Raw genomic sequence first — 17,129 nt, 5'->3', positions numbered from 1 at the left:
TACTGGGGTGGCGCATTACATAATGCCGGCTGGCAGCTACGGTGCAGCAGTGCTGTTGCGCGCATACAAAAACGCCCCGAACTGTCGGGGCGTCTTGTGCTTGCGAACAGCGTGTTACTGGAACAACGACTCGCTGGACAGACCGTTCTTCTCGAGGATCTCGCGCAGACGCTTGAGCCCCTCTACCTGGATCTGCCGTACACGCTCACGGGTCAGGCCGATCTCCAGGCCAACATCCTCCAAGGTGCTGCTCTCGTGCCCGCGCAGACCAAAGCGACGCACTACCACCTCGCGCTGCTTGTCGGTCAGCTCACCCAACCACTGATCGATGCTCTGCGACAGGTCGTCATCCTGCAGCAGCTCACACGGGTCGGTCGGGCGGTCATCGGTGAGGGTATCGAGCAGCGTCTTGTCCGAGTCTGGGCCAAGGGAAACGTCCACTGAAGAAACCCGCTCATTGAGCCCCAGCATGCGCTTGACCTCAGCGACAGGCTTCTCCAGCAAGGTTGCGATTTCTTCTGGCGAAGGCTCGTGGTCGAGCTTCTGGGTCAGCTCCCGCGCGGCACGCAGGTAAACGTTGAGCTCCTTGACCACATGGATCGGCAGGCGAATGGTGCGGGTCTGGTTCATGATCGCCCGCTCGATGGTCTGGCGAATCCACCAGGTCGCATAGGTCGAGAAACGGAAACCACGCTCCGGGTCGAACTTCTCGACTGCGCGGATCAGCCCCAGGTTGCCTTCCTCGATCAGGTCGAGCAACGACAGGCCGCGATTCACGTAACGACGGGCAATTTTGACCACCAGGCGCAGGTTGCTTTCGATCATGCGCTTGCGGCCGGCGGGGTCGCCTTTTTGCGACAGGCGCGCAAAATGCACTTCCTCCTCCGGCGACAGCAGAGGCGAGAAGCCGATTTCGTTGAGGTACAACTGGGTAGCATCAAGTGCCCGAGTGTAATCGATGTACTTGTGCTGCTTGAGCGAAGAGCCGGACTTGGCCCTGGTCCGAACCGAAGGTACAGCAGGTTCGTCTGACACCACATCCGTTTCCAAAACGATGCCCGTCTCCATTAGGAGGACGTCATCGTCGATGTCAAACTCCGGCGCTTCTTTATTGAGAGCCATTGTTATAGTCCTTTGCTGAGTTCGAACTCAGACTCGAGCGGCACCTGTATCCCTGGCAGCGCTGGAGCCTGTCCCCTCTACATCACAGGAACAGGCCGGGTACAACAATCAACGGCGTGGCAGGAACTGGAGTGGATCGACGGGTTTGCCCTGGCGGCGAATCTCGAAATGCAGCTTCACCCGATCAGTGCCCGTGGACCCCATTTCAGCAATCGACTGCCCAGCCTTGACCTGCTGCCCCTCCCGAACCAAAAGCCTGCGGTTGTGACCGTAGGCACTGACGTAGGTATCGCTGTGCTTGATGATGATCAGCTCGCCGTAGCCCCGCAAGCCACTCCCGGCGTAGACCACTGCACCACCAGACGCAGCAAAAACAGGCTGTCCCAAATCACCGGCGATATCAATGCCTTTATTCAAACTACCGTTTGAAGCAAATTTTCCAATCAGCACGCCGTTGGCCGGCCAGGTCCAGCCCCCCACCGCACGCTCTGCAGCCGGCACGGTAGCCACCACCGGCGCAGGGGTTGTCGGGGCCGTGGTTGCCGGCTTGGTGGTGCTGGCAGGTGCGCTGCCGGCGCTGCCAACAGGCCGACGGATGACCGTGGTCTTGCTCGAGGACGACGGGCTGGACACCACCGTGGTGCTGCCCGTGGAACCGCTGCTGAATCGAATCGGCTGGCCGGGGCGAATGGTATAAGGCGCCGGGATGCCGTTACGGGCAGCCAGCTCCTTGTAGTCCCAGCCGTAACGGAAGGCGATGGAGAACAGCGTATCGCCCGGCTTGACGATGTATTGCCCGGAGGTCACCGTCGGCCGCTTGGGCGCTGCATTGTTACGGTCGACCACCCGCGCACTCGTCGAGCTGGTGCTGGAGCAACCCGCCAGCAAGGTGCCCATGGCCAGTGCAAGCACCAGAAGCTTGAAACCCGCCCAATCCTTGCGCTGCCGAATGCCTGTGTGCCCCACCCGCGCTCCCCTCATGGTGCCGAATACCGAAATAACGATAAGAAATGCAATATTGTTGCAATTATAACCGAGCCCACCTGCATTAGGTGGACGGCTGCAAAGGGCCGCTACCGGCAGCGCCATAGCGGATCACCCCGCCAGATAGACAGGGCGAAGGCGCAAGAATTCGTCGCTGCCGTAAATATTCCGTGGTTCAGGCCAGCGGGCCATTGAGCAACGGCACGAAGCGCACGGCCCCGAGGACACGCCGGGAGAACCCGTGCTCCTCGCGCACGATCAGCATCAACTGCTGCGCCTCGCCTGCCGGGCCCACCGGGATCACCATGCGCCCGCCTGGCGCCAACTGGTCGAGCAGTGCTTGTGGCACTTCGGGCGCCACTGCGGTGACGATGATGCCATTGTAGGGTGCCAGCGCCTGCCAGCCCTCGCAACCATCCCCCCAGCGGAACACCACGTTACGCAGGTTCAGCTCCACCAGGCGCTCCTTGGCGCGATCCTGCAGCACCTTGATGCGCTCCACCGAGAACACCCGCTCGACCAGTTGGGCAAGTATCGCCGTCTGGTAACCCGAGCCAGTACCGATCTCCAGCACCTTGTCCAGCGGCCCGGCTTCAAGCAGCAGCTCGCTCATGTGCGCCACCATGAACGGCTGCGAGATGGTCTGGTTGTGGCCGATAGGCAGTGCGGTGTCTTCGTAGGCGCGATGCGCCAAGGCCTCGTCGACGAACAGGTGGCGCGGGGTACGGCGGATCGCGTCGAGCACCTTGGTGTTCGCCACGCCCTCCTCGCACAGGCGCTGTATCAGCCGCTCCCGGGTGCGCTGGGAGGTCATGCCGATACCCCGGCGCAGCATATCGTCCTCGCGCATCAGAGCAGGCCCTCCAGCCAACCGTCGAGCTGTTCGAAAGCATCATTGAAGGTGCGGTCGAGCTGCAGCGGGGTGATCGATACGTAGCCTTGCATCACCGCGTGGAAGTCCGTGCCAGGGCCACCGTCCTCCGCATCACCGGCCACGGCAATCCAGTAACCTTCCTTGCCGCGCGGGTTGACCACCTTGGTCGGTGCCGCCGCTCGCGCCCGGTGACCGAGGCGGGTGAGCTGGATGCCACGGATATGCTCCAGCGGCAGGTTGGGGATGTTGACGTTGAGCACGGTACGCGGCGGCAACTGCAGGCGCGACTGCGCCTCCACCAGGCGCCGGGCGATGTAGGCTGCGGTGGGCAGGTTGTCGGGCTGGCGCGACAGCAACGAAAACGCCAGCGACGTGTTGCCCAGGAAGCGGCCTTCCAGCGCGGCAGCGACGGTACCCGAATACAGCACGTCGTCGCCCAGGTTGGCCCCCAGGTTGATCCCCGACACCACCATGTCCGGCGCCTGCGCCAACAGCCCGTTGAGCCCCAGGTGCACGCAATCGGTCGGCGTGCCGTTGAGGCTGATGAAGCCGTTGGCCAGGGTCTGCGGATGCAGCGGCCGGTCCAGCGTCAGCGAACTGCTGGCGCCGCTCTTGTCTTGATCCGGGGCAATTACCACGCACTCGGCGTAATCCACCAGCGCAGCATGCAGCGCGGCGAGGCCTGGTGCGGTAACACCGTCGTCGTTCGAAATCAGAATACGCATGGGCTGTCCGTCTGCCCTGCCGGCACCAGATCCACGACTTCGCGCACTACTACGGTGGCGAAGCATCCGGCCGGAAGGACGAATTCCAGTTGCAGGATATCAGGCTCCGGATAATGCCACGTCAGGCCGCCAATAGGGAGCCGCAGAATGCGCCGTTCGTGATCCATGCCCGCTTGGGTGAGCCAATGACAAAGTGCCGGCTGCCGCGCCGCGACTGCAGCTTCCAACTCGCCAGTGGCACCCGCGGCGGGCGTTTCGCCCTCGCCCCACAACGCACCGGTGGGATGCAGATCGAGAATATCCAGCCGCGGATCTGAACATTCCTGCTCTGTAGCAGGAAAGAAACTACGGCTAGTGGTGAATGCCAGGAGGTCCCCGACCTGCGCACGTGCCCAGCTACCCTCGGCAACACGGGCGGCGAGGATCTGGTTGAACAGGTAGCTGCGCCCCGCCGAGAGCAGGCGCGAACGCACGTTGCGCTGCTCGGGCAGGGCTTTGCGTGCGGCCCAGTCGAGCGCGTCGTGGACATTGCCACCAGCATGGCCGAAGCGCTGGCTGCCGAAGTAGTTAGGCACACCGTGCTGCTTGAGCGCTTCCAGCCGCGCGTCCAGCGCCTGATGATCGGCGGCAAGGCCGGTCAGGCGGAGGGTGAAGCCGTTGGCCGAATGCGCGCCACGCTGCAGCTTGCGCTGGTGGCGTACCTGTTTGAGCACACGCAGGCTGGCATCCTCGGCACGCGACAGGTCGGGGTCGGCCTTGCCGGGCAGGTGCAGGCTGAACCACTGACGGGTCAGGGCCTGGCGGTCCTTGAGCCCGGCATAGCTGATCGAACGGGCCGGTACGCCAGCGGCGCGGGCCAGTCGGCGGGCGGCTTCTTCAGTGTTGAGGTCGCGTTTTTCAACCCACAGCCACAGGTGCTCACCTTGGCCGGACAACGGAATGTCCAGCACCTCGTCGACCTGGAAGTCTTCAGCCACGGCCTTGAGTACCGCAGTCCCCAGGGGTTCGCCCGATGCGCGCGGGCCCAGCAGTTCCAGTTCGGTCATGCTGGCAGCAGCAGGGCCACCGCGTGCACGGCGATACCCTCCTCACGGCCGGTGAAGCCCAGCTTCTCGGTGGTGGTGGCCTTGACGTTGACTTGGTCGAGTTCCACCTGCAGGTCCTCGGCGATCAACTGGCGCATGGTCTCGATGTGCGGCGCCATTTTCGGTGCCTGGGCGACGATGGTGGCGTCGACATTGCCCACCTTCCAGCCCTTGGCCTGGACGATGCCGACCACATGGCGCAACAAGGCACGGCTGTCGGCGCCCTTGAACTGCGGGTCGGTGTCGGGGAAGTGCTTGCCGATGTCACCCAACGCAGCGGCGCCGAGCAAGGCATCGCTCAGAGCGTGCAGCAGCACGTCACCGTCGGAGTGGGCCAGAAGGCCATGTTTGTGGGGGATACGGACCCCGCCCAGGGTAATGAAATCACCGTCACAGAAACGGTGCACATCGTAGCCATGGCCAATACGCATAGAAAAACGCCCTGATTGAGTCAGGGCGTGATTCTACCTGCTTTGTGCCGTATTGGGGCTGCGCTTATACCCGGCCCAGTGCCGCCGCGTGATGACGCAAGTGCGCGTCGATGAAGCTGGCGATGAAGTAGTAGCTGTGGTCATAGCCAGGCTGCAGACGCAGGGTCAGCGCGTGCCCACCTTTGCGCGCCGCTTGCTCCAGCGCCTCGGGTTTGAGCTGCTTCTCGAGGAAGTCGTCACGGTCGCCCTGATCCACCAGCAACGGTGGGCAGCTACCTGCAGGCGTTTCCGCCAGCAGCACACTGGCATCCCACTCGCGCCAGCGTGCACGATCGTCACCCAGGAAGCGGCTGAAGGCCTTTTCGCCCCACGGGCAATCCATCGGGTTGCTGATCGGCGAAAACGCCGATATCGAGCGGTAGCGCCCCGGGTTGCGCAAGGCACACACCAATGCGCCATGCCCCCCCATCGAGTGGCCACTGATGCTGCGCTGGTCGGACGCCGGGAAGTGCGCCTCGATCAGGGCTGGCAGTTCCTCCACCACGTAGTCATGCATACGGTAATGCTGCGCCCAGGGTTGCTGGGTGGCATTGAGGTAGAAGCCGGCCCCCAGGCCAAAGTCCCACGCGCCGTCGGGGTCGCCGGGCACCTGCTCGCCACGCGGGCTGGTGTCGGGCGCGACGATGATCAGCCCAAGCTCGGCAGCAAGGCGCTGGGCGCCGGCCTTCTGCATGAAGTTCTCGTCGGTGCAGGTCAGGCCGCTGAGCCAGTACAGCACCGGCAGCTTCGCGCCCTGTTCGGCCTGTGGCGGCAGGTACACGGCAAACACCATGTCGCAGCCGAGCACCTTGGAGTGATGACGGTACCGCTTGTGCCAGCCGCCGAAGCTCTTCTGGCAAGAGATGTTGTCCAGGCTCATGGCAGACCTCAGAAGTGGATCACGCTACGGATGCTCTTGCCTTCATGCATCAGATCGAAGGCCTTGTTGATGTCTTCCAGGCCCATGGTGTGGGTGATGAACGTATCCAGCGGGATCTCGCCCTTCTCGGCCATGTCGACGTAGCTTGGCAGCTCGCTGCGCCCGCGCACACCACCGAACGCCGAACCGCGCCAGACGCGACCGGTCACCAGTTGGAACGGACGGGTGGCGATTTCCTGGCCGGCACCGGCAACACCGATGATGACCGACTCGCCCCAGCCCTTGTGGCAGCACTCCAGGGCCGCGCGCATCAGTTGCACGTTACCGATGCACTCGAAGGAGAAGTCCACGCCGCCATCGGTGAGGTCGACGATCACTTCCTGGATCGGGCGGTCGTACTCTTTCGGGTTGATGCAGTCGGTGGCACCCAGCTGGCGGGCGATTTCGAACTTGGCCGGGTTGATGTCGATGGCGATGATGCGCGAAGCCTTGGCCTTGACTGCGCCAATGATCGCCGACAGGCCGATGCCGCCGAGGCCGAAGATGGCCACGGTATCACCGGGCTTGACCTTGGCGGTGTTGAGCACGGCACCGATACCGGTGGTGACGCCGCAACCGAGCAGGCAGACCTTCTCCAGCGGGGCTTCCTTCTGGATCTTGGCCACGGAAATTTCCGGCAGCACGGTGTACTCGGAGAAGGTCGACGTGCCCATGTAGTGGAACAGCTGCTGGCCTTTGTAGGAGAAGCGCGTGGTGCCGTCGGGCATCAGGCCCTTGCCCTGGGTGGCGCGAATGGCTTGGCACAGGTTGGTCTTGCCCGAACGGCAGAATTTGCACTGGCCGCACTCCGGGGTGTAGAGCGGAATGACATGATCGCCCACGGCCACGGAGGTCACGCCCTCGCCCACCGCCTCGACGATCGCGCCACCTTCGTGGCCAAGGATCGAGGGGAAGATCCCTTCCGGGTCAGCACCGGACAGGGTATAGGCGTCGGTGTGGCAGACACCGCTGGCAACCACGCGCAGCAGCACTTCGCCGGCCTTGGGCATGGCCACGTCCACTTCGACGATTTCCAGGGGTTTCTTGGCTTCGAAGGCTACGGCAGCACGGGACTTGATCATCAAAGGTCTCCAGACAGAAGGTCAGTTCAGTCTCGCAGTGTAATTCATGCTTTTTTGATGAATAATCCAGGCAAAGACAAAACATTATTGCCATGCAGGGATAATCAATGAGCAGCCGCTGGGAAGGCATCGACGAATTTGTTGCGGTGGCCGAATCTGGCCAGTTCACCGCCGCAGCTGAGCGCCTGGGGGTGTCGTCCTCGCATATCAGCCGTCAGATCGCGCGGCTGGAGGAGCGCCTGCAGACGCGCCTGCTGTACCGCAGCACCCGGCGCGTCACCTTGAGCGAAGCCGGGCAGACGTTCCTGCAGCACTGCCAACGCCTGCAGGATGGCCGTGAAGAAGCCCTACGCGCGATGGGCGACCTGGCCAGCGAGCCCAAGGGCTTGCTGCGCATGACCTGTGCGGTGGCCTATGGCGAGCGCTTCATCGTGCCACTGGTGACGCGCTTCATGGCGCAGTACCCGCAACTGCGGGTTGAAGTGGAACTGAGCAACCGCACGCTGGACCTGCTGCATGAAGGCATGGACCTGGCCATTCGCCTCGGCCGGCTGGCCGACTCCAGGCTGGTTGCCGCCCGCCTGGCACCGCGGCGCATGTTCCTGTGCGCCTCGCCGGCTTATCTGGAGCGCTACGGTCGGCCGCACAGTCTGTCGGAACTGGCCCGGCACAACTGCCTGATTGGCAGTTCGGACCTGTGGGCGCTGCTGCAGGACGGCCGCGAGATCAGCCAGCGGGTGCAGGGCAACTGGCGCTGCAACAGCGGGCAAGCCGTGCTGGACGCGGCTTTGCTGGGGATGGGCCTGTGCCAATTGCCGGACTATTACGTGCTGGAGCACCTCAACAGCGGTGCGCTGGTGTCACTGCTGGAGGCACATCAGCCACCGAATACGGCAGTGTGGGCGCTGTACCCGCAGCAACGGCATCTGTCGCCGAAGGTTCGGCGGCTGGTGGATTACCTGAAAGAAGGGCTGGCGGGGTTGCCGGAGTATCGACTGGGCTGACTTCAGCGTCGCCCAGCCCAGCGCTGGCGCAACCACTCCAAATCTTCCGGCCGGGTCACCTTGATGTTGTCGCTGCGGCCCTCGACCAGCCGCGGCGCCTGGCCGGACCATTCGATGGCTGACGCCTCGTCGGTGACCACCACATCGGAAACCAGGCACTCGGCCAGCGCTCGGTGCAAGGCGCCGAGGCGGAACATCTGCGGTGTATAGGCCTGCCAGATGGTGCTGCGGTCTACGGTGGCCGTGACCCGACCCGTAGCATCGGCACGCTTCAATGTATCGCGCGCCGGTACTGCCAACAGGCCGCCAACAGGGTCATTGGCCAATGCTGACAACAGTTTGTCCAGGTCGGTACGCGCAAGGTTCGGCCGCGCAGCATCGTGCACCAGTACCCAGTCGTTGTCCGAAGCCCCTTGCGCATGCAGCAGCAGCAAGGCGTTGAGCACCGAGTCGGCGCGCTCGCGGCCACCCGCCGCGCGCTGGATGCGCGGGTCGCTGGCGCAGCGCAGGCCGGGCCAGTACGGGTCATCTTCGGCAATGCTGACCACCACGCCCTTGAGCGTGGGGTGGCCAAGAAAACAGTCGAGGCTGTGCTCGAGAATAGTCTGCCCGGCCAGCTCCAGGTACTGCTTGGGGCGGTCGGCAGCCATGCGGGCACCAACGCCCGCAGCAGGAATCACGGCCCAGAAGGCCGGTAATGTATCAGTCATTTTTGCGGCAACTGGAAGAGGGTTTCGCCCTCTTTGACCATCCCCAATTCATGACGAGCCCGTTCTTCCACGGTCTCCATACCTTTCTTCAACTCCAGGACTTCTGCATCAAGCACGCGGTTACGTTCAAGCAGACGCTCGTTTTCGGCATGCTGCTCGGCGATCTGCTGCTTGAGCTCGGTCACTTGCGCCAGGCTGCCGTTGCCCACCCAAAGGCGGTACTGCAGGCCACCCAACAGCAGAAGCAGAACGAGGAACAACCAATAGGGACTGCGCATCAAGGTATCCAGGTTAAAAAGACCGCCGCGTACTGTTCACTTCGGGGCCTCGAATAGCACGAAGCCTGGCCGAGGCCAGGCTTCGTCGACAGAAACCCGTTGGAAGTGTAGGAACATTCAGTGCGAATGTTCCGACAGCTCCGGCTGCTGTCTTTTTACCATCTCTTGCTTAACCGCGAAACTCGGTACGACCACGGTAAACCGCCTTGGCACCCAGTTGCTCTTCGATGCGCAGCAGTTGGTTGTACTTCGAAACGCGGTCGGAACGGCACAGCGAACCGGTCTTGATCTGGCCGGCAGCAGTACCCACGGCCAGGTCGGCGATGGTCGAGTCTTCGGTTTCACCGGAACGGTGCGAGATCACCGCGGTGTAGCCGGCAGCCTTGGCCATCTGGATGGCTTCCAGGGTTTCGGTCAGCGAACCGATCTGGTTGAACTTGATCAGGATCGAGTTACCGATGCCCTTCTCGATGCCTTCCTTGAGGATCTTGGTGTTGGTCACGAACAGGTCGTCACCGACCAGTTGCACCTTCTCGCCGATCTTGTCGGTGAGGATCTTCCAGCCAGCCCAGTCGGACTCGTCCAGGCCGTCTTCGATCGAGATGATCGGGAAGCGCTCGGTCAGGCCTTTCAGGTAGTCGGCAAAGCCTTCGGCGTCGAACGACTTGCCTTCGCCGGACAGGTTGTACTTGCCGTCTTCGTAGAATTCGGAAGCCGCGCAGTCCAGGGCCAGGGTCACGTCGGTGCCCAGCTTGTAGCCTGCTTTTTCCACGGCTTCAGCGATGGCCGCCAGGGCGTCTTCGTTGGACGCCAGGTTCGGCGCGAAGCCGCCTTCGTCACCAACGGCAGTGTTCAGGCCGCGAGCCTTCAGTACCGCCTTGAGGTGATGGAAGATTTCGGTGCCCATGCGCAGGCCGTCGGAGAAGGTCTTGGCGCCAACCGGCTGCACCATGAACTCCTGGATATCGACGTTGTTGTCGGCGTGCTCGCCACCGTTGATGATGTTCATCATCGGAACCGGCATCGAGTACTGGCCCGGGGTGCCGTTCAGGTTGGCGATGTGCGCGTACAGCGGCAGGTCCTGGTCCTGGGCAGCGGCCTTGGCGGCAGCCAGGGAAACAGCCAGGATGGCGTTGGCGCCCAGCTTGGCTTTGTTCTCGGTACCGTCCAGGTCGATCATGGCGCGGTCCAGAGCCTTCTGCTCGGAAGGGTCCTTGCCCAGCAGCAGGTCGCGGATCGGGCCGTTGATGTTGGCGACGGCCTTCAGCACGCCCTTGCCCAGGTAACGGCTCTTGTCGCCATCACGCAGCTCCAGCGCTTCGCGCGAGCCGGTAGAAGCACCGGACGGCGCGCAAGCGCTACCGATGATGCCGTTGTCGAGCAGTACATCGGCTTCCACGGTGGGGTTGCCACGCGAATCGAGAACTTCACGACCTTTGATGTCGACGATTTTTGCCATTGTTGTAAGCACTCCAGAATTGACGAAAACAACGCAGCTTAGGAAATCCTTGCACTTCACCAGGCGGGGTATGCAGCAGGCAGGCCTGATAAAAGCACTCCCTGACCAAACGGTCAGGGAGAGAACGGGCGGTACTTTACCCGAGAAATGAGCTTTACGCGGTTTCTACCGTCGGAAAACTTTTCACCAGGTCGTCCAATTGCTTGAGCTGGGCCAGGAACGGCTCCAGTTTGTCCAGGCGCAGGGCGCATGGACCATCGCACTTGGCGTTGTCCGGATCGGGGTGGGCCTCGAGGAACAGGCCAGCCAGGCCCTGGCTCATGCCGGCCTTGGCCAGGTCGGTGACCTGGGCGCGGCGGCCACCGGCAGAGTCCGAGCGGCCGCCCGGCATTTGCAGGGCGTGGGTCACATCGAAGAATACCGGGTACTCGAACTGCTTCATGACGCCGAAGCCGAGCATGTCCACTACCAGGTTGTTGTAGCCGAAGCTCGAACCACGCTCGCAGAGGATCAACTGATCGTTACCGGCCTCTTCACACTTGGCCAGGATGTGTTTCATCTCCTGGGGTGCGAGGAACTGAGCTTTCTTGATGTTGATCACCGCGCCGGTCTTGGCCATGGCCACCACCAGGTCGGTCTGGCGCGACAGGAAGGCCGGCAACTGGATGATGTCGCAGACCTTGGCCACCGGCTCGGCCTGGTAAGGCTCGTGCACGTCGGTGATCACCGGCACGTTGAAGGTGCGCTTGATCTCTTCGAAGATCTTCAGCCCCTCTTCCATGCCCGGGCCACGGTAGGACGCCACCGACGAACGGTTGGCCTTGTCGAAGCTGGCCTTGAACACGTACGGGATACCGAGCTTCTCGGTCACCCGCACGTACTCTTCGCAGACCTTCAGGGCCAGGTCACGGGACTCCAGAACGTTCATGCCGCCGAACAGGACGAACGGCTTGTCGTTGGCGATCTCGATGTTACCGACGCGAATGATCTTCTGGGTCATTGATCAGGCCTTGTTCTTCTGAGCCAGGGCTGCCTTGACGAAGCCACTGAACAGCGGGTGGCCGTCACGCGGGGTCGAGGTGAACTCCGGGTGGAACTGGCAGGCGACGAACCATGGGTGGTCCTTGGACTCGACCACTTCCACCAGCGCGCCGTCTTCGGAACGACCGGAGACCACCAGGCCAGCGTCGAGCAGCTGTGGCAGCAGGTTGTTGTTCACTTCGTAGCGGTGACGGTGACGCTCGGTGATCACGTCCTTGCCGTAGCAGTCGTGAACCTTGGAACCCGAGACGATCTGGCAATCCTGTGCGCCCAGGCGCATGGTGCCGCCCAGGTCGGAGGCTTCGGTGCGGGTCTCGACGGCACCGGTGGCATCGGCCCACTCGGTGATCAGGCCGACGACCGGGTGGCCGCTGTTGCGGTCGAACTCGGTGGAGTTGGCGTCCTTCCAGCCCATCACGTTACGGGCGAACTCGATCACGGCAACCTGCATGCCCAGGCAAATACCCAGGTACGGCACCTTGTTCTCACGGGCGTATTGCACCGCAGTGATCTTGCCTTCGACGCCGCGCAGGCCGAAACCGCCCGGTACCAGAATGGCATCGGCGCCTTCGAGCAGGCTGGTGCCCTGGTTCTCGATGTCTTCGGAGTCGATATAGCGCAGGTTGACCTTGGTACGGTTGGTGATGCCGGCGTGGCTCATCGCTTCGATCAGCGACTTGTACGCATCCAGCAGCTCCATGTACTTGCCGACCATGGCGATGGTCACTTCGTGCTCTGGGTTGAGCTTGGCGTCGACCACTTTGTCCCACTCGGACAGGTCGGCGCTGTTGCACTGCAGGCCGAAGCGCTCGGTGACGAAATCATCCAGGCCCTGAGCATGCAGGATGCCCGGGATCTTGTAGATGGTATCGGCGTCTTCCAGCGCAATCACCGCCCGCTCTTCAACGTTGGTGAACTGGGCGATCTTGCGACGCGACGAGCTGTCGATCGGGTGATCGGAGCGGCATACCAGCACGTCAGGCTGCAGGCCGATGGAGCGCAGCTCCTTGACCGAGTGCTGGGTAGGCTTGGTCTTGGTCTCGCCAGCAGTGGCGATGTACGGAACCAGCGTCAGGTGCATCAGCATCGCGCGCTTGGCGCCGACTTCGAAACGCAACTGGCGGATGGCCTCGAGGAACGGCTGCGACTCGATGTCGCCGACGGTACCGCCGATTTCCACCAGGGCCACGTCGGCATCGCCGGCACCCTTGATGATGCGACGCTTGATCTCGTCGGTGATGTGCGGGATGACCTGGATGGTCGCGCCCAGGTAGTCACCACGACGCTCTTTGCGCAGCACGTGCTCGTAGATGCGGCCAGTGGTGAAGTTGTTGTTCTGGGTCATGGTCGTGCGGATGAACCGCTCGTAGTGGCCCAGGTCAAGGTCAGTCTCGGCGCCATCATGGGTGACGAAGACTTCACCGTGCTGGAACGGACTCATGGTGCCAGGATCGACGTTGATGTACGGATCCAGCTTGAGCATGGTGACCTTGAGCCCCCGCGCTTCCAGGATGGCCGCCAGGGAAGCCGAGGCAATGCCTTTCCCCAATGAAGAAACAACACCGCCCGTGACGAATATGTAGCGCGTCATGAAAAACCCTAGAAGTCTGCGTTAAGGCGGCCAGCGCCGCCGGAGAAAGCGAAGGAAGGCCGAAGCCCCCGATCACCTGCGTCAATCACAGTGCATCTCGAAAAACTGCCGCGTCTGTACAAACCAGGGTATCCCCGGCATGGAGCTCGCTCGTCATTTCCAGAATCAGCCCAGCAAAAAACTGCGTGGTAATCGGCAACTGCTGTGTTTCCGAGGAACGCACAGAAGTTGTATCAAGAAGGGAGGGTAGTCTACCGGAATGTACCCTTCAGCTCAAACCTTGCGCGTTCGTCGGAGGCAGCCAATGCAGCTGGCAATCCGCCTGGCCGAGTTCGGGCAGATTGGCCACTGCCAGCAAGCGCTCGCCCTGATACAGCAATGGCAGGCGCGCACGCACGAAATGCGGCACCTGCAGTGCGTTGAGCAAGCGCTTCAGGTCGCGCCGGCCACGCCCTGCAAGTTCAAGCACTTCACCGCCCTGACGATAGCGGATACACAGCCCGGCCAGGGGCTGGGACGCAGTCAACCGCACACTGCCGTTGCCTGGCAGTGCCAGCACCGCAGAGGGCTCGGGCCAGGCGAACTCGCCTTGCGGTGCCTGCAGCCAGTCACCGCTCAACCACCAGATACGGCCGTTGCTGCGCAGCAACCGGCCGTCGGCCAGGCGCCAGACCGGCTGGGCGTCGGCTGCGGCATCACGCAGATCGGCCCAGCCAGCCCAGTGACGCGCGTCGGGCAACCGGGTGCGAGCGCTGAGCCAGTATTGCAGGGCATTGCGCTGACGAGCGGGCGTCAGCGCCGTGAGCACCGCAAGGTCGAGGGAATCCAGCCGCGCCCAGGGCGCAGCAGCGCCCTCCCCGGCCTTGGCCAGATCGGCCTGGGCCACTTCATCCAGCAGCCCCAGCGCTTCACCCAGGTGCTCGGCGCAACGGGCCAGGTTCTGGCTGGCCTGCGGCCAACGCTGCTGCAGCACGGGGAACACTTCGCCGCGCAAATAATTGCGGGCAAAGGCGGTGTCGCTGTTAGAGGGGTCTTCAATCCAGCTCACCCCCTGGGCTTGGGCATACGCCTGCAACTGTTGGCGCGCAATCGCCAGCAGTGGCCTGGCCAGCGTGCCCTGCCCCAGCGCCCGCTCGGCCTGCATCGCGGCCAAACCGCGCAGGCCGGTGCCACGCAACAGACGAAAGAGCAAGGTTTCTGCCTGGTCTTCGCGATGTTGCCCGGTGAATAGCACTTCACCGGGGCCGAGCAGTTGCTTGAATGCCGCGTAACGGGCATCGCGGGCAGCCTGCTCGAGGCTGGCACCGGGCGCGACCTGGACCTGTATCACGCTGAGCGGGATGCCCAGCGTGGCGCAGACATGCGTGCAGTGCGCCGGCCAGGCGTCAGCCGCAGGCTGTAGACCGTGATGGATATGGATGGCGTGCAGAGGAGGCGCTGGGTGAGTACGGGCGTAATCGGCCAGCAGGTGCAGGAGGACGGTAGAGTCGAGGCCGCCGGAGAAAGCGACGTGCCAGGTGGGGGCTTGAAGCCAGGGGGTGAGGTTGAGCATGAGGGCCTCACACGGCTTGGAATCGCTGGGGCCGCAAAGCGGCCCCAGTGATGCATCAGAGGCCGTAGCTCATCAGGCGCTCGTAGCGACGGGCCAACAGCGCGTCATTATCAAGCTTGCCAAGCATGTCCAACTGCTGCACCAGATCAGCACGAATGCTTTCCGCCATCTGCGCCGGGTCACGGTGGGCGCCACCCAGCGGCTCCTGGATGACCTTGTCGACGATGTTCAGGCTCTTCAGGCGCTCGGCCGTGATGCCCATGGCCTCGGCGGCATCGGCAGCCTTGTCGGCGGTCTTCCACAGGATCGAAGCGCAACCTTCTGGCGAGATCACCGAGTAGGTGGAGTACTGCAGCATGTTCAGCTGATCGCACACACCAATGGCCAGCGCACCGCCAGAACCACCTTCACCGATCACGGTGGCGATGATTGGCGTCTTCAGGCGCGCCATGACGCGCAGGTTCCAGGCGATCGCTTCGCTCTGGTTGCGCTCTTCGGCGTCGATGCCCGGGTAGGCGCCCGGTGTGTCGATGAAGGTCAGGATCGGCATCTTGAAGCGCTCGGCCATTTCCATCAGGCGGCACGCCTTGCGGTAGCCCTCCGGGCGTGGCATGCCGAAGTTGCGGCGCACTTTCTCGCGCACTTCACGGCCCTTCTGGTGGCCGATGACCATTACCGCCTGACCATCCAGGCGAGCGGTACCGCCCACGATCGCGGCGTCGTCGGAGAAGTGGCGGTCACCGTGCAGCTCTTCGAATTCGGTGAAGATGTGCTGCAGGTAGTCCAGGGTGTATGGACGACGCGGGTGACGGGCCAGCCGGGCGATCTGCCAGCTGGTCAGGTTGCCGAAGATGCTTTCGGTCAGGGTATTGCTCTTGTCTTGCAGACGGGCAATTTCATCGCTGATGTTCAGCGAGTTGTCGTTACCCACCAGGCGCAGCCCTTCGATCTTGGCTTGCAGGTCGGCAATCGGCTGTTCGAAATCGAGGAAATTCGGGTTCATAGGCATCCGTCTTGGGTCTACGGCCAGGCGGCCGGCCGGTTGATCCGTTTGGCGCCCTACCTTAAGGGATCGGGCGCATTCAGGTCGAGATTAAAATTCGTCGATTCAACGATATTGCAGGAAGACGTTCTCACGCCCGAACTGGTCACGCAGTGCCTGAATCAGGCCGTCCGCCGGGTCGATCGACCATTCATCGGCGAACTGCAGCATGGCCTTGGCGTCACTGCCGGTGTACTCCAGGGTGATCGGGCAGCCGCCGCGGTGCCGGGTGATCAGCTCACCCAGCCAGTTCAGGCGGTCGCCCTTGAGCGCGTCATGGGCGACTTTCAGGCGCAGGCTTTCGGCCAGACGCGTGCGGGCATCTTCCATGGTCATCACCTGCTTGACCCGCAGGCGCAAGCCACCGGAGAAGTCATCGTTGCTGACCTCGCCTTCGACCACGACCATGGCATCGTTCTGCAGCAGTGACTGGGCAGCCATGAAGGAGTCGGCAAACAGCGACGCCTCGATACGCCCAGAGCGGTCATCGAGGGTGACGAAGCCCATCTTGTCACCCTTCTTGTTCTTCATTACCCGCAGGGCAATGATCATGCCGGCGATCGTCTGCGACTCGCGGGACGGCTTCAGGTCGATGATGCGCTGGCGGGCGAAACGGCGAATCTCGCTTTCGTACTCATCGATCGGGTGGCCGGTAAGGTACAGGCCAAGCGTGTCCTTCTCGCCTTTGAGGCGCTCTTTGAGGGTGAGTTCGCGGACCTTGCGGTGGTTGGCATAGACGTCCGAATCGGCCTCCACGAACAACCCACCGAACAGGTCGACATGGCCGCTGTCGGCGGTACGTGCGGTCTGCTCGGCAGACTTGACCGCCTCTTCCAGCGCCGCCAGCAAGGTTGCGCGGTTGCGGTCGATGTTGGCCTGGTAGGCCTTGATTTCGTCATGGAAGTACGGGCCGAGGCGGTCCAGTGCACCACTGCGGATCAGCGCATCGAGGGTGCGCTTGTTAACGCGCTTGAGGTCGACACGCTCACAGAAATCGAACAGGTCCTTGAACGGCCCGCCCTGCGCACGCACTTCGACGATGGCTTCGACCGGCCCCTCGCCCACGCCCTTGATCGCGCCCAGGCCATAGACGATACGGCCATCGTCGTTGACGGTGAACTTGAAGTCGGAGGTGTTCACATCGGGCGCGTCGAGGCGCAGCTTCATGCTGCGCACAGATCGGAAGAGCGT

General features: G+C 62.9%; 17 protein-coding genes. 1 reads left to right on the top strand and 16 read right to left on the bottom strand.

Annotation, left to right across the window (positions count from 1 at the left end):
* Positions 1–114: 114 nt before the first annotated feature.
* The 8 genes from rpoS to NP534_RS19280 form a co-directional block, all read right to left on the bottom strand.
* Positions 115–1,122: an RNA polymerase sigma factor RpoS gene (rpoS, locus tag NP534_RS19315; protein ID WP_033700853.1), complete on the bottom strand. Its 1,008-nt coding sequence runs from the start codon at positions 1,120–1,122 to the stop codon at positions 115–117.
* Positions 1,123–1,230: 108 nt separating this feature from the next.
* Complete coding sequence (locus tag NP534_RS19310; protein WP_047581647.1) at positions 1,231–2,088, bottom strand: peptidoglycan DD-metalloendopeptidase family protein; 858 nt, start codon at positions 2,086–2,088, stop codon at positions 1,231–1,233.
* Between the two features lie 193 nt (positions 2,089–2,281).
* A complete protein-coding gene (locus NP534_RS19305; protein WP_162181156.1) occupies positions 2,282–2,920 on the bottom strand; it encodes a protein-L-isoaspartate(D-aspartate) O-methyltransferase in 639 nt (212 codons plus the stop codon).
* Between the two features lie 35 nt (positions 2,921–2,955).
* Positions 2,956–3,705, bottom strand: a complete 750-nt coding sequence (gene surE / locus NP534_RS19300; RefSeq protein ID WP_274099758.1) for a 5'/3'-nucleotidase SurE — start codon at positions 3,703–3,705, stop codon at positions 2,956–2,958.
* The gene (truD, locus tag NP534_RS19295; protein WP_274099757.1) at positions 3,693–4,751 is read right to left on the bottom strand and encodes a tRNA pseudouridine(13) synthase TruD; all 1,059 of its coding nucleotides are present in this window, start codon (positions 4,749–4,751) and stop codon (positions 3,693–3,695) included. The genes surE and truD overlap by 13 nt, the downstream gene beginning before the upstream one ends.
* The gene (ispF, locus tag NP534_RS19290) at positions 4,748–5,221 is read right to left on the bottom strand and encodes a 2-C-methyl-D-erythritol 2,4-cyclodiphosphate synthase (RefSeq protein ID WP_274099756.1); all 474 of its coding nucleotides are present in this window, start codon (positions 5,219–5,221) and stop codon (positions 4,748–4,750) included. Before ispF ends, truD begins: the two co-directional genes overlap by 4 nt.
* Before the next feature lie 64 nt (positions 5,222–5,285).
* A complete protein-coding gene (gene fghA / locus NP534_RS19285) occupies positions 5,286–6,140 on the bottom strand; it encodes an S-formylglutathione hydrolase (RefSeq protein WP_274099755.1) in 855 nt (284 codons plus the stop codon).
* A gap of 8 nt (positions 6,141–6,148) precedes the next feature.
* Positions 6,149–7,261 (bottom strand): S-(hydroxymethyl)glutathione dehydrogenase/class III alcohol dehydrogenase, encoded by a 1,113-nt coding sequence (locus NP534_RS19280; RefSeq protein WP_033700860.1) that lies wholly within the window; start codon positions 7,259–7,261, stop codon positions 6,149–6,151.
* A gap of 107 nt (positions 7,262–7,368) precedes the next feature.
* Between NP534_RS19280 and NP534_RS19275 the strand changes: the two genes are divergently transcribed.
* Positions 7,369–8,265, top strand: coding sequence for a LysR substrate-binding domain-containing protein (locus NP534_RS19275; protein WP_186654503.1), 897 nt, complete (start codon positions 7,369–7,371; stop codon positions 8,263–8,265).
* 2 nt (positions 8,266–8,267) lie between these two features.
* Here the strand turns inward: NP534_RS19275 and ispD are convergent, their stop codons facing one another.
* From ispD to NP534_RS19235, 8 genes are all read right to left on the bottom strand, one after another.
* Positions 8,268–8,975, bottom strand: coding sequence for a 2-C-methyl-D-erythritol 4-phosphate cytidylyltransferase (ispD, locus tag NP534_RS19270; RefSeq protein ID WP_274099754.1), 708 nt, complete (start codon positions 8,973–8,975; stop codon positions 8,268–8,270).
* A complete protein-coding gene (ftsB, locus tag NP534_RS19265; protein WP_004375443.1) occupies positions 8,972–9,253 on the bottom strand; it encodes a cell division protein FtsB in 282 nt (93 codons plus the stop codon). The genes ispD and ftsB overlap by 4 nt, the downstream gene beginning before the upstream one ends.
* Before the next feature lie 169 nt (positions 9,254–9,422).
* Positions 9,423–10,712: a phosphopyruvate hydratase gene (gene eno, locus NP534_RS19260; protein ID WP_274099753.1), complete on the bottom strand. Its 1,290-nt coding sequence runs from the start codon at positions 10,710–10,712 to the stop codon at positions 9,423–9,425.
* Between the two features lie 154 nt (positions 10,713–10,866).
* Positions 10,867–11,712, bottom strand: a complete 846-nt coding sequence (gene kdsA / locus NP534_RS19255) for a 3-deoxy-8-phosphooctulonate synthase (RefSeq protein ID WP_033700864.1) — start codon at positions 11,710–11,712, stop codon at positions 10,867–10,869.
* A gap of 3 nt (positions 11,713–11,715) precedes the next feature.
* Positions 11,716–13,344, bottom strand: a complete 1,629-nt coding sequence (locus tag NP534_RS19250; protein WP_033700866.1) for a CTP synthase — start codon at positions 13,342–13,344, stop codon at positions 11,716–11,718.
* A gap of 268 nt (positions 13,345–13,612) precedes the next feature.
* Complete coding sequence (gene tilS, locus NP534_RS19245; protein WP_274099752.1) at positions 13,613–14,896, bottom strand: tRNA lysidine(34) synthetase TilS; 1,284 nt, start codon at positions 14,894–14,896, stop codon at positions 13,613–13,615.
* Between the two features lie 55 nt (positions 14,897–14,951).
* Complete coding sequence (locus tag NP534_RS19240) at positions 14,952–15,899, bottom strand: acetyl-CoA carboxylase carboxyltransferase subunit alpha (RefSeq protein WP_033700869.1); 948 nt, start codon at positions 15,897–15,899, stop codon at positions 14,952–14,954.
* A gap of 105 nt (positions 15,900–16,004) precedes the next feature.
* On the bottom strand, positions 16,005–17,129 hold a 1,125-nt coding region (locus NP534_RS19235), incomplete at its 5' end, for a helix-hairpin-helix domain-containing protein (protein ID WP_274099751.1).

The organism is Pseudomonas sp. 39004, from assembly GCF_028682155.1.
Classification (GTDB): Bacteria; Pseudomonadota; Gammaproteobacteria; order Pseudomonadales; family Pseudomonadaceae; genus Aquipseudomonas; species Aquipseudomonas capeferrum.
Note: the sequence above shows the minus strand (reverse complement) of the source record. Positions and strands in the feature narration are given on the sequence as shown.